This window comes from Streptomyces sp. TOM-9 (assembly GCF_056858595.1).
The window spans coordinates 6,061,302-6,073,725 of record NZ_JBXEQB010000001.1 but is presented as its reverse complement, the minus strand read 5'-3'; the positions used below and the strand labels follow the sequence as shown (position 1 = coordinate 6,073,725).

The window sequence follows — 12,424 nt, the reverse complement described above, 5'->3', positions numbered from 1 at the left end:
ATGTCCAACAACACGTCCGAAGGTGCGCCGCTCACCGCGAACCCGCTCACCCGTGCCGTCCTGGAAATCGACGACTACGCGTCCGGCCTCGGCTGGGACCAGCCCGCCCGGCTCTTCGCCCTCGTCGACACCGCGGCGCTGCGCGTACAGGAGCCCAAGCTGGCCGAGGAACTCGGCCTCGGAGACGGGGCAGCCGCGGGGCTGACCCCGATCGAGCAGGACGAGCTGCCGCCGGGCGCCGCGCTGGACGAGTTCCTGGCCACCATCGCCTGGCCCGGTGTCGTCAGCGGCTGCGCGCTCACCGTGGAGCGGCTGATGCTGCCGCCGTCCGCTGAGGAGTCCATCCCGCAGGGGCTGGACGACGCCGCGCTGGCCCGCTGGGTCGCCGGGCACCCCGACCGCCAGGAGGTCCGCATGACGGTGGGCGTGCTGCGGGACGGGTCCCGGGAGTCGGCGGTGCGGCTGCGCGAGAAGGACTCCCCCACCGAGGTGCTGACCGGTTCCGCGCTGGTGCCGGGGCTGGCCGACGCCTTGGCGGCGACCTTCGAGGAGTGACGCCGACGGCCCCGGGGAGTTCCCCGGGGCCGTCGGTCCGTACGGATGCGGGATGCGTCCGCCGCTCAGCCCTTCGTGCAGGAGGGCAGGGCCGACGTCTTGCCGTCGCGGATGTCCTTGAGCGCGTCCAGGGCGTCGTCGATGGTCTTCACCTTGACCAGGGTGAGGCCGCTCGGGGTGTCGGTCGCCGCCTCCGCGCAGTTGTCGGCGGGGGTCAGGAAGTACTCGGCGCCCTTCTGCCGCGCGCCGATGGTCTTCATGTCTATGCCGCCGATGGGACCGACCTTGCCCTCGTCGTCGATCGTGCCGGTGCCCGCGACGAACTTGCCGCCGGTGAGGTCCTCCGGGGTGAGCTTGTCGACGATGCCCAGCGCGAACATCAGGCCGGCGCTCGGGCCGCCGACGTCCGCCAGCTTGATGTCGATCTTGAACGGGAAGGTGTGCTCGACGCCGGCCTGGATGCCCACGACCGCCCGGGCCTCGCCGTCGTCGTCCGACTTCGCCGTGGTGATGGTCACGTCCTGGGTGGCGTCGCCCTTGGCGCCCTTGGGCACGACGGTGAAGACCACCTTCTGCCCCGGCTGGTGCTTGGTGACGAGCGATGCGACGTCGCCCGCCGCCTTGACCGGCTCGCCGTCCACGGCCTTGATCACGTCTCCGGCGTGCAGCTCGCCCTCGGCCGGGGCGCCCTTGACCACGGCGGAGACGATCACCCGGGAACCGACGGGTATGCCGAGCTCGTCGAGCGCCGCGACCTTCGCGCTGTCCTGGGACTGCGTGAACTCCTCCGCGTTCTCCTGGTCGGCCTCCTCGGCCGTCTGCCCCTTGGGGTAGAGCGTGTCGTGCTCGACGACCTTCTGGTCGTGCGCCAGCCAGCCGACGACCGCCTCGACCAGGTTCATCGAGTAGTCCGCGCTCGTCACCCGCACCGTGGTCATGTTGAGGTGACCGCTGGTCGGGTACGTCTTGTGCCCCGAGATCTGCAGCACCGGAGCCCCGCCGTGCGACCCGAGCGTGTTCACCGTCGGCCCCGGCGACATCTCCGCGTACGGCACGGGCCACAGGAGCGCGACGCACAGCAGCGCTATCAGGGTCAGGGTCGATGCGAGCAGCGTCGCGGTGCGGCGTGGCATGGAACGACAGTACGGTACGGAACCCGCAGCCGCCCCGTGGGGCCTCAGGCCGGGCCGCCCGATCCGGTGCGCTGCATGGCCTCGCGGAAACGCTCGTAGTCGGCGAGCGAGGCGCCGTCCCCGGTGGACCGCGTACGCGCCGCCCAGCTTCCCCAGACGGCCGCGGCGATCGCGGCGACCAGCGGGATGAGCAACCATGCGAGCGCTGCCACTTCGGCCTCCTGGACGCGCATGCCGATCAAGAACTATGAGCAGACTAATCTTCTGCTGCTACAACGTTCAGAGTGGGTGGCAGGTTACGCAACCGCAGGTGGGCCACTCAGTGGCGAGGCGGGCGGCGACCGCCCTCCCCCGGGGGTCAGTGGGCGCAGGCGCCGACCCACTCCTCGGTCCCGTCGGCGAAGGCCTGGTGCTTCCAGATCGGGACCTCGCGCTTGAGGTCGTCGATGAGCCGCCGGCAGGCGGCGAAGGCCTCGGCCCGGTGCGGGCAGGAGACGGCGACGACGACCGCGAGGTCGCCGACGCGCAGGTCGCCCACCCGGTGGACGGCGGCCAGTGCCTTGACCGGGAAGTCCGCGACGACCTTCTCCGCGACCCGGCGCAGCTCGGCCTCCGCGCCCGGGTGCGCCGAGTAGCCGAGCCCGGTCACCTCCGCGCCCGACGGGCCGTCGTGGTCACGGACCGTGCCGACGAACAGCGCGGTGCCCCCGGCGGAATCGTGCCCCACGGCGCGGAAGACCTCGTCCACGGACAGCTCCGTGTCCCGGACCGCGATGAGCCGGACGGGTTCGTCGTGCGTCTGTGCCATGCGCCTCATGCTGCCCCATCACCCGCCATGCGGAAACCCCCTTCCGGAGCGAGTTCGCGCGGCGACGCTCAGACACCGCGGCGCTTGCGCGCCCGCCGCACCATCGCCGCCGTGCCGACCAGGGCGACCGTCGCACCGGCCGCGCCGAGCGTGGCCGCGTCCTTGCGGCCCAGGCGCCGCCCGACGACGGAGTTGCGGCCGGAGACCTCCTCCAGCAGGACGGCCAGCACCTCCTCGTTGGTCCACTTCGGCCGCCAGCCCGACTCGTGCAGCCGGCTGCCGCTGACCACCCACGGGTGCATCGTGTACGCCAGGTCGCCCGCCGGGGAGGGGGTGAGCCCCAGCCGGTGCAGCCGGGAGGCCGCGCCGAGCGCCACCGCGGGCGGCAGTTCCATGCGGCGGATGCCCGAGAGCTCCTCGACCTCCTCCTGCTCCAGCCAGCCGTCGCAGCCCACGGTCATCTCGCCGTCCACCTTCTCCAGCGCCGCGTGCTCCAGCGCCGTCACCAGGTCCTCCACGTGGCAGAACTGCCAGCAGGGGCGGCTGCCGCCCACCACCAGCAGCCGCGGCGACTCGAAGTAGCGGGTCAGCGCGGTGTCGGTGCCGCCGACCAGCACGGCCGGGCGCAGGACGGTCACGTTGAGGCCGGGGTGCGCCCGGGGGGCGCGCTTGCCCAGCCGCTCGATCTCCAGCAGGTCGCCCACGAAGGACGCCTCCGCGGTCGCGCGCAGCGGGGCGTCCTCGGCGAGCGGGATGTCGTTGTCCGGGTGGGCGCCGTAGACCATGGCCGAGGTGCACAGCACCACGCGCGGCACGCCGGCGGCGGCCGCCGCGGTGAGCACCGTCTGGGTACCGCGCACGTTGAAGGCACTGCGCGCCTTGGGGTCGGACTCCAGGTCCAGGTCGAGCGCGAGGTGGACGACGACGTCCACGCCGCGCAGCCGCTCGGCGATCGCCGGGTCCCGTACGTCGAGCACCGCCCACTGGGCACCGGGGACGTCGCCGCGGCGCTCGTCGATCGCCACGACCTTCTTGACCTGGTCGGATTCGGCCAGCCGCAGGGCCAGCAGCAGGCCGACACCGGAGGCGGCGCCGGTGACGGCGACCACAGGTCCGGCGGGGGCCCTGCCGCCGCTCCGCTCTGGGCGAACGGTCGGTTCTGGGGAACTCACCAGGTGTCTCCCACGGTTGTCTCTGGTACCGGGTGCGCGGTCCGCAACCGCGGTCCGTACGCAGCCATCCTGCCTGACGGGTGTCTAGGCTGGAGGTACAGCCCACAACACACAGAGCCGAGGAAACCGTGAGCGACATCCCATTCGGATTCGGAGTCCCTCCCGAGGAGCCCGAGGAAGGGGACGACGGCAAGAAGTCCGGCGGTTCCGGCGGCGGCTCCCGGGGACCGGCCAATCCCTTCGGCTACGGCGGCGGGAATCCCTTCGGCGGCGGCGCCGGCGGGGACAACCCGTTCGCCGCCATGTTCGGTTCGCTGAACCCCAACGACCTGGGCGCGGCCTTCCAGCAGCTGGGCCAGATGCTCTCGTACGAGGGCGGCCCGGTGAACTGGGACATGGCCAAGGACATCGCCCGGCAGACGGTGGCCCAGGGCACCCCGGACGGCTCGAAGGACGTCAGCGTGGGTCCCGCGGACCGGGCGAAGGTCCAGGAGTCGCTGCGGCTGGCTGACCTGTGGCTCGACGGGGTGACGTCGATGCCCTCCGGCGCCGGCTCGGCCGTGGCGTGGAGCCGGGCCGAATGGGTCGAGGCGACCCTGCCCGTGTGGAAGGAGCTGGTCGACCCGGTCGCCGAGCGCGTCGGGACGGCGATGGGCGATGTGCTGCCCGAGGAGATGCAGGCCATGGCGGGCCCGCTGCTCGGCATGATGCGCTCCATGGGCGGCGCCATGTTCGGCACGCAGATCGGGCAGGCGCTGGGCACGCTCGCCGGTGAGGTCGTGGGCTCGACCGACATCGGCCTGCCGCTCGGCCCGGCCGGCAAGGCCGCGCTGCTCCCCGCCAACATGGAGGCCTTCGGCGAGGGCCTGAGCGTGCCGCAGGACGAGGTCCGGCTCTACCTGGCGCTGCGCGAGGCGGCGCACCAGCGGCTGTTCGCCCACGTGCCGTGGCTGCGGGCACACCTGTTCGGCGCCGTCGAGGGGTACGCCCGCGGTATCAAGGTGGACACCGCGAAGCTGGAGGACGCGGTCGGCCAGCTCGACCCGTCGAACCCCGAGGCGCTCCAGGACGCCCTGCAGCAGGGCATGTTCCAGCCCGAGGACACCCCCGCGCAGAAGGCGGCGCTGGCCCGTCTGGAGACGGCCCTGGCCCTCGTCGAGGGCTGGGTGGACGCGGTCGTGCACGCGGCCGCCGCCCCGCACCTGCCGTCGGCCGGGGCACTGCGCGAGACGCTGCGCCGGCGCCGGGCGAGCGGTGGCCCCGCGGAGCAGACCTTCGCCACGCTGATCGGCCTGGAGCTGCGGCCCCGCCGGCTGCGGGACGCCTCCCGGCTGTGGGCCTCGCTCACCGACGCGCGCGGCGTCGACGGGCGCGACGGGCTGTGGGCCCACCCCGACATGCTGCCGACCGCCGCCGACCTGGACGACCCCGACGGCTTCGTCCACCACGAGCAGCTGGACTTCTCCGAGCTGGACAAGATCCTCGGCGAGGCCGCGGGCGGCCATGGGAAGGACGTCCGGCGGGACGAGGACGAGCACGACGGTACCGACGAGGGCAAGGGCGACGACGAGAAGTGAGCCTGCACGACGACGCCGTACGCGTCCTGAAGGACTGGTCCGCGCCCGACACGGGGCAGGAGCGGCTCCGGGAGACCTACCTGGCCCACCTGGAGGCGCACCCGGACGGCATGTGGAAGGCCTGCGCCGAGGGACACGTCACGGGCAGCGCCCTGGTGGTGGACCCGGAGCGCGGGCGGGTGCTGCTGACCCTGCACAAGAAGCTCGGCATGTGGCTCCAGATGGGCGGGCACTGCGAGCCGCAGGACACCTCGCTGGCCGCAGCCGCGCTGCGTGAGGGCGTCGAGGAGTCGGGCATCCCCGGACTCACCCTGCTGCGTCCCGGGCCGGTCAACCTCGACCGGCACCTGACGCCGTGCGCCTGGCACCTCGACGTGCAGTACGCCGCCGTCGCGCCGCCCGGCGCGGTGGAGGAGATCAGCGAGGAGTCGCTGGACCTGAAGTGGTTCTCCTACGACGAGGTCGCCGACGTCGCGGACGGTTCCGTCCGGACGCTGCTGGCCCGCACCCGCGCGCTGCTCTGAGGCGGCGCGCGGGGCGGGACCGGCGGCGGGAGCTCAGCGGTTGCTGAAGATGTTGCCCTGGTTCATCCCGTGCGCGCCCTGCTGGCCGAAGCCGTACTGGGCGGCGGCGCCACCGCCGAGCTGGGCGTTCTGCGGCGGCATCAGCTCGCTGGGCTGCACCAGGACGTGGCCCTGGCCGAGGAAGTTGAGCTCCCAGCCCTCGCCGGTGTTGCCGCGCCGCCGCCAGACGCCCGAGGAACTGGTCTGCGCCTGCATCTGCACCCGGAGCGAGGACGACCAGGCGACGACCGCGTCGGAGTCGGCCGAGACGTACTTGTCCGGGGTGACCGGCATCAGCAGCGGCTTGCCCGAGGTCATCAGCGCGACCTTGCCGCGCCCCGTGATGTTGAGGTTGTAGGCGCCGCTGCCGGAGATGCCGAACTGGCTGTCGACGGAGATGACCTCCCAGTGCAGCCCGGAGTCGAGCGCCAGCACATAGGCGCCGTCCACGGTCAGGCCCTCCTGGTCCACGTCGACGACGTGGATGTGCTGGGCCAGGTTGGCGAGGTAGACCGTGCCCTGCCCGGAGCAGCGCATCAGCTCCAGGCCCTCCCCGGTGCGGTGGCGGGCGGTGCGCTGGGCGTGGCTCTGGTACTCGCCGTCGAACTCGATCAGGCCCTGGTACGCGACCATGGCGCCCTTGCGGGCCAGGCAGTCGGTGCGGCCGTCGAGCTTGACCCGCAGCAGGTACGGGTTCTGGAGTGCGTACTGGTCCTCGGTCTGGACCTCGGTGTAGCCGAAAAGCGGGCTCTGCATGGTGTCTCGCTCCCCCTCAGCCCCGGACTCGGAGGCGGTCGGTGCTGTCCTCACTGGGCTGTACGACGACGAAGCCCTGACCGGAGAAGCCGATCTGGAAGGCCTCGCCGCTGCCGCGCCCGATGAGGGCCGACGCCTTGAAGCTGCGCTTCGCCTTCGTCTTCAGCCCGCTCGACCAGGCCACGAGGGCGTCCGGGTCGACGTAGGTCTCGTCCTCGCCGCGGCCGCAGTCGACCACGACCGGGGTGCCGCGCGAGGTGATGGCCACCCAGCCGGTGCCCGAGATCCCGACGTTGAACAGACCCTGGCCGGCGAACTTGGCCAGGCCCTTCACCCGCTCCACGCCCCACTGGAGGTGGGCGTCGAAGGCGAGCAGATTGCTTCCGTTGACCGACAGCGCCTCGTTGTTGAGGTAGACGCAGACGACGTCGGCGCCGTAGTCGGCGAGGTAGAGCAGTCCGTCGCCGGAGCACTTCATGATCGGTGCGCCCTCGCCGGTGAGCCACTGCGAGGCCATCTGGCGGACGGCGGGCGGGTTGGGCTCGTACTGGACGAAGCCCTCGTAGGCGACCATCGAACCGGTGCGCGCGAAGAGGTCCTGGCCGCTCTGCATCGCCACCTTCAGCATGCTGCTGCCGTGGTTCTCCATGCGGGCGGTGACCGGTGCCGGGGCGTACCCGGAGATCAGTGACTGGTCCATGACGGGCTCCCCTCAGACCTCGTACGGCTGGACGATGATGAAGTTGCCGGGGGCGCCCCGGAACTGCAGGTTCACGGTCTCCCCGCTGTGTCCCGGGTAGGCGTTCCTGCGCAGCCGCACCTGGCTGGAGAGCACCACCTGCGAGGCCGCCGACCAGGCGACGATCGCGTTGCTGTCGGCGTAGGTGGTCGGGGTGACCGGCAGCACCACCGGGGTGCCGTGGGTCTTGACCACGACGGTGCCCGTGCCCTGGAACTGCATCGTGAACAGGGCGCCGCCGGGGATGCCGTGACCCTCGATGCGGCGCACCTCGTGCTGGAGGGACTCGTCGAAGGCGAGCACGTTCTCGGCGGAGACGCAGATGGCGTCGCCCTGGAGCTCGATGGGGTGCAGGTAGGACGCGTCCTCGGCGAAGAAGACCTGGCCGCGGCCGGTGCAGCGCATCAGCTGCATCTCCTGGCCGGTCATGTTGCCGACGATGCGGCCGGTGAACCCGGCGCCCTTGTAGCCGAATTCGACCTTGCCCTGGTAGAGCACCATGCTGCCCTGACGGGCGAGCACGGGCTGGCCGCCGGCCTGCGAGAGGTCGGCGCGCATCAGCTTCGCGTTCTGCTGGGTCCAGCGCTGGCCGGTGGGCAGCTCGCGGTACTTCTGCATCGCGGCCGCCAGCCCGGCGCCCGGGGTCTGGGGGACCTGGCCGGCGTGCGGGGCCTGCGGCGGCTGGCCGAACGCGGGCTGACCGAACGCGGGCTGACCGAACGCGGGCTGACCGGGCATGCCCTGACCCGGCATCGGCTGACCGGGGACGGGCTGACCGTAGGAGGGCTGGCCGTACGGGGGCTGGCCCGGCGCGGGCTGGCCGTAAGGCGGCTGACCCGGCATCTGGCCGGGGACCTGGCCCGGAGGCGCCTGCGGCGGCGGGACCTGGCCGAACGGCGGCTGGCCCGGGGGCGCCTGCGGCGGGGCCTGCGTCGGCGTGGTCATCGGCGCCACCATGGTGGGGGCGGCGTGCACGGGGGCCGGAGCCGGTGCGGGCGGAGCGCCGAAGGCCGGTGCGGGCTGCGGCGGGGCGGGCGGCGCGGCGGCCGCCGGGGGCGCGAACCCGGGCGCGGCACCCGCCGGAGGCCCGAAGCCCGGTGCCGCGGCGGGCTGCTGCGGCGCCGCCTGCTGCTCCTCGGCGACCTCGCCGCCGAAGTTCTTCAGCAGGGCATCGAGCCCGCCGTCGAAGCCCTGGCCGACGGCGGCGAAGCGCCAGACGTCCTTGAGGTAGAAGTCGGCGAGCATGACCGCGCGTTCGGTGCTGAACTCGGCGCCCGTGAAGGTGTAGCGGGCGACCTCCTCGCCCCCGGCGACGATCCTGACGTAGCCCGGGCCGATCTGCGACATCTGCCCGGCGCCGTCGATCGTCGCGGTGAAGCTCAGCTTCTGGATCTGCGCGGGGATCCGGTCCAGCGTCACGCGGAAGGACTCGGTGTCCCCGGCCTGCGCCCCCAGCTGCTGGATCGCCTCCTCGGGCGACTTGGGCTGGTTGAAGAAGATGAAGTAGCGGTCGTCGGACAGCTGTTCCCCGGCGTCGAGCCCGAAGCAGCTGATGTCGAAGCCGAGACCGGGGCCGCTGATCTGCACGCCGATGTACAGATCCGTCCCTGCGGTCAGGTCACTGATCTTGGCCTTGTGGCCGCGCTGGAATTCCCTGGCCATTGCTAAGGACCGTCCCCCCATCCGTACGTACGTACTTGTTGCGTTGCGCCAGGCTAACCGCTGGCCGTGACAGGGGCTATTCCCCCGTTATTCCTCGCGTGCCGTGGGCGGGTGGGGCAGCCGGGCCGCGGCGGCGACGCCCTCGAGGTACCCGCGCGCACGTTCGGTGCGCGGGTAGGGCTCCAGCAGCTTCCAGAAGTCCGGCCCGTGGCCGGGCACCAGGAGGTGGGCGAGCTCGTGGAGGAGCACGTAGTCGACGACGTACTCGGGCATGCCCTGGAGGCGGTGGGACAGGCGGATGCTGCCCTCGGCCGGTGTGCACGAGCCCCAGCGGGAGTTCTGGTTGGTGACCCAGCGCACGGTCCGCGGCATGGCGCGGCCGCCGAGGTACTGCGCGGACAGCTGCGCGGCGCGGGCGGCCAGTCCGTCGTCGCCGAGCCTGCGGCGGCTCTCCTGGGCGGCGAGCTTGTCCAGCATGACCGTCACCCAGCGCTTCTCCTCGGCGACGGACATCCGGGCGGGGATGAGGACCACGGTGACGTCGCCCTCGCGGTACGCCGACACCGTCCGGCGTCGACGGGCGCTTCGGCGCACTTCGACCGCGCTGGTCCGGGGGGCGCGCGGGGGCTGGCCGGAAAGGCTCTGGGCGGGGTCGGCGGACACGCCCCGACGTTACCCGCACCGGGTCCGGGAAGTCCCGCCCGCGGGGGTGCTCGGTGAGAAAGGAGAGCAGAGAGATACCGGGCTGTAGTCATATCGAATGATCATTTGCATCGCCTGTGGATAACTTTCCCGGCCCGTGCGGGGATATCGGGCATGCTGGCCTGACACGGAATCGGAACGATCTCTCGATCGGGAACTCTGCCCACGGGGGTGGCGATGCGTCCCATGCTCAAGCCGGCGATGCGCCGCAGTTGGCGCAGCCGCGAAAGCCTGCAATTCGGCGTCGACCCGGCGCACGCGGTGGTCCTGGACCCGGTGGACGGTGCTGCCGCCGCCTTCCTCGACCTGCTCGACGGCACGCGCGGACTCGGTCCGCTCGCCCGCGAAGCGGAATCGCTGGGGCTGCGGCCCCCGCAGGCGCGGCGGCTGCTCGGATTGCTGGCCGAGGGCGGTGTGCTCGACGACGCGACGGCGCACGCCGAGCTGTCCGAGACGATACGGCACCACTCAGCCGCGCTGGACCGGCTCCGCCCCGACCTGGCGGCGCTGTCCGTGGTGCACTCCGACCCCGGTGGTGCGGCGGACCGGATGGGCCGGCGGCGGGCGGCCCGCGTACGGGTGGCCGGGGCGGGCCGGGTCGGCGCGACCGTCGCGGCGGTCCTCTCCGCGGCGGGGGTCGGCCGGGTCGACGTGCGCGACGGCGGCCGGGTCGAGCCCTGGGACACCGCTCCGGGCGGCATCCCCGCCGAGCACATCGGTGAGCGCCGGGACGCGGCGGCGCGGGGTCTGGTGCGCAGGGCGGCGCCCGATCCGCGGGCGGCGGCGGTGGGCCGCCGGGGGCCGTCCGCCGCGCCCGAGCCCGGACTGTCGCTGGTGGTGGTCGCGCCGCGCGACGGTCTGGCCGCCTACGCCCCTGACGCCCAGGAGGCCGAACCGCTGATGGCCGCCGGGATCCCCCATCTGTACGCGGGGGTGCTGGAAGGCCGGGGCGTGGTGGGTCCCCTGGTGGTGCCGGGGAGCACGGGGTGTGCGGAATGTCTGGGACTGCGGATGGCGGACGCCGACGCGGCCTGGCCCAGGGTGCTGGCGCAGCTGAGGTCCGGGCGGAGCGGGGTCCCCGCCTGCGACGTCGCGCTGGCCACCACGGTCGCGGGGCTCGCCGCGGCGCACGCCCTGGCCTTCGTCGACGGCGGCCGGCCGCCGAGCTGCGGGGGGCGCGTCGAGATGGGCCTGGCCCGGCTCACGACGGAGGTGCGGCCGGTGCCGGGTGACCGCAGATGCGGCTGCGGTGCGCACGCCGCGGGTGCCGGCGCGGCGGACGACGCCGGAGGTTTGTGACACGGCCGGTGCCATGGTCCGGGAGGGGAGGGGGACAATGACGACGTGACCGATCGGAAAGAGGGGGCGCATGTCTGATCTTCCGCGCAAAGCCGTGACCCGTACCGCCAAGTTGGCGGCGCTCCCACTGGGATTCGCCGGGCGGGCGACACTGGGACTGGGCAAGCGGCTCGGCGGGCGCCCCGCGGAAGAGGTCGCCACCGAGCTGCAGGAGCGGACGGCCGAACAGCTCTTCAAGGTCCTCGGCGAGCTGAAGGGCGGTGCCATGAAGTTCGGGCAGGCCCTGTCGGTCTTCGAGGCCGCCCTGCCCGAGGAGGTCGCGGGCCCCTACCGCGCCGCCCTCACCAAGCTGCAGGACGCGGCGCCGCCGATGCCCGCCCGCACCGTGCACGCCGTACTGGCCGAGCGCCTCGGCGAGGACTGGCGCACCTTCTTCATCGAGTTCGAGGACCAGCCGGCGGCGGCCGCCTCGATCGGGCAGGTGCACCGGGCCGTGTGGCACGACGGCCGCAAGGTCGCGGTGAAGGTCCAGTACCCCGGCGCGGGGGACGCCCTGCTGTCGGACCTCAACCAACTCGGCAGGGTGGCGAGGCTGTTCGGGCCGCTGATCCCCGGCATGGACATCAAGCCGCTGATCTCGGAGCTGCGCGACCGGGTCTCGGAGGAGCTGGACTACGAGCTGGAGGCACAGGCCCAGCACGCCCACGCGGTGGAGTTCGCCGACGACCCGGACGTGGAGGTGCCGGACGTGGTGCACCGCACGGACCAGGTGCTGGTCACGGAGTGGATGGACGGGGTGCCGCTGGCGGAGGTGATCTCGCGGGGCACGGCGGAGATGCGCGACCGCGCCGGTCAGCTGCTGGCGCGCTTCCTGTTCGCCGGCCCGGCCCGCACCGGGCTGCTCCACGCCGACCCGCACCCGGGCAACTTCCGGCTGCTCGTCGACGACGGCCCTGCGGAGGGCTGGCGGCTGGGCGTGCTCGACTTCGGCACCGTCGACCGCCTGCCGGAGGGCCTGCCGGTGCCGATAGGGACGGCGCTGCGCCTGGCGCTGGCCGACGACGCGGAGTCGGTGCACTCGATGCTCCGCCAGGAGGGCTTCGTCAAGCCGACGATCGCACTCGACCCGGACGCCGTGCTGGACTACCTGCGGCCGATCATCGAGCCCGCGGCGGTGGACGAGTTCACCTTCGCGCGTGGCTGGATGCGCGCGCAGGCGGCGCGGGTCGCCGACCCGCGCTCACCCGCGCACCAGTTGGGCAAGCAGCTCAACCTGCCGCCCTCGTACCTGCTCATCCACCGGGTGACGCTCAGCACCATCGGGGTGCTGTGCCAGCTGGCGGCCACGGTCAGGCTGCGGGACGAGCTGCTCGAGTGGCTGCCGGGCTTCTCCGGGGAGGACCTGGCCCCGCTGCCCGAGGCCGAGGACGCCTCGGCCTAGCCACAGGGGGGCCGGGA

13 protein-coding genes are annotated in these 12,424 nt (G+C 72.9%); 5 read left to right on the top strand and 8 right to left on the bottom strand.

The window, feature by feature from the left end:
• Positions 1-555, top strand: coding sequence for a PPA1309 family protein (locus AC1VWI_RS28460; protein ID WP_499513849.1), 555 nt, complete (start codon positions 1-3; stop codon positions 553-555).
• Positions 556-620: 65 nt separating this feature from the next.
• Here AC1VWI_RS28460 and AC1VWI_RS28455 read toward each other — a convergent pair whose 3' ends face one another.
• The 4 genes from AC1VWI_RS28455 to AC1VWI_RS28440 form a co-directional block, all read right to left on the bottom strand.
• Positions 621-1,688, bottom strand: coding sequence for a YlbL family protein (locus tag AC1VWI_RS28455; RefSeq protein ID WP_499513848.1), 1,068 nt, complete (start codon positions 1,686-1,688; stop codon positions 621-623).
• 44 nt (positions 1,689-1,732) lie between these two features.
• Positions 1,733-1,900 (bottom strand): hypothetical protein, encoded by a 168-nt coding sequence (locus AC1VWI_RS28450; RefSeq protein WP_179279782.1) that lies wholly within the window; start codon positions 1,898-1,900, stop codon positions 1,733-1,735.
• Positions 1,901-2,046: 146 nt separating this feature from the next.
• On the bottom strand, positions 2,047-2,505 hold the full coding sequence (locus AC1VWI_RS28445) for a molybdenum cofactor biosynthesis protein MoaE (RefSeq protein WP_499513847.1): 459 nt from the start codon (positions 2,503-2,505) through the stop codon (positions 2,047-2,049).
• A gap of 59 nt (positions 2,506-2,564) precedes the next feature.
• A complete protein-coding gene (locus AC1VWI_RS28440; RefSeq protein WP_499513846.1) occupies positions 2,565-3,668 on the bottom strand; it encodes an SDR family oxidoreductase in 1,104 nt (367 codons plus the stop codon).
• Positions 3,669-3,796: 128 nt separating this feature from the next.
• Between AC1VWI_RS28440 and AC1VWI_RS28435 the strand changes: the two genes are divergently transcribed.
• Both AC1VWI_RS28435 and AC1VWI_RS28430 read left to right on the top strand, forming a co-directional pair.
• The gene (locus AC1VWI_RS28435) at positions 3,797-5,245 is read left to right on the top strand and encodes a zinc-dependent metalloprotease (RefSeq protein ID WP_499513845.1); all 1,449 of its coding nucleotides are present in this window, start codon (positions 3,797-3,799) and stop codon (positions 5,243-5,245) included.
• Positions 5,242-5,769, top strand: a complete 528-nt coding sequence (locus AC1VWI_RS28430; RefSeq protein WP_499513844.1) for an NUDIX hydrolase — start codon at positions 5,242-5,244, stop codon at positions 5,767-5,769. Before AC1VWI_RS28435 ends, AC1VWI_RS28430 begins: the two co-directional genes overlap by 4 nt.
• 33 nt (positions 5,770-5,802) lie before the next feature.
• Here AC1VWI_RS28430 and AC1VWI_RS28425 read toward each other — a convergent pair whose 3' ends face one another.
• The 4 genes from AC1VWI_RS28425 to AC1VWI_RS28410 form a co-directional block, all read right to left on the bottom strand.
• Complete coding sequence (locus AC1VWI_RS28425; protein WP_499513843.1) at positions 5,803-6,564, bottom strand: AIM24 family protein; 762 nt, start codon at positions 6,562-6,564, stop codon at positions 5,803-5,805.
• Between the two features lie 16 nt (positions 6,565-6,580).
• Positions 6,581-7,264 carry an AIM24 family protein gene (locus tag AC1VWI_RS28420; RefSeq protein WP_326572541.1) on the bottom strand — a complete coding sequence of 228 codons (684 nt, stop codon included), beginning with the start codon at positions 7,262-7,264 and terminating at the stop codon, positions 6,581-6,583.
• A 12-nt stretch (positions 7,265-7,276) separates the two neighbouring features.
• Entirely contained in the window at positions 7,277-8,965 is a 1,689-nt protein-coding gene (locus tag AC1VWI_RS28415) for a TerD family protein (RefSeq protein ID WP_499513842.1), read from the bottom strand.
• 87 nt (positions 8,966-9,052) lie between these two features.
• A complete protein-coding gene (locus tag AC1VWI_RS28410; RefSeq protein ID WP_499513841.1) occupies positions 9,053-9,628 on the bottom strand; it encodes a M48 metallopeptidase family protein in 576 nt (191 codons plus the stop codon).
• Positions 9,629-9,844: 216 nt separating this feature from the next.
• Here AC1VWI_RS28410 and AC1VWI_RS28405 point away from each other — a divergent pair, with 216 nt between their 5' ends.
• Both AC1VWI_RS28405 and AC1VWI_RS28400 read left to right on the top strand, forming a co-directional pair.
• Positions 9,845-10,966: a TOMM precursor leader peptide-binding protein gene (locus AC1VWI_RS28405; protein ID WP_499516937.1), complete on the top strand. Its 1,122-nt coding sequence runs from the start codon at positions 9,845-9,847 to the stop codon at positions 10,964-10,966.
• Positions 10,967-11,036: 70 nt separating this feature from the next.
• Positions 11,037-12,407, top strand: coding sequence for an ABC1 kinase family protein (locus AC1VWI_RS28400; protein WP_499513840.1), 1,371 nt, complete (start codon positions 11,037-11,039; stop codon positions 12,405-12,407).
• The last annotated feature ends 17 nt before the right edge of the window (positions 12,408-12,424 follow it).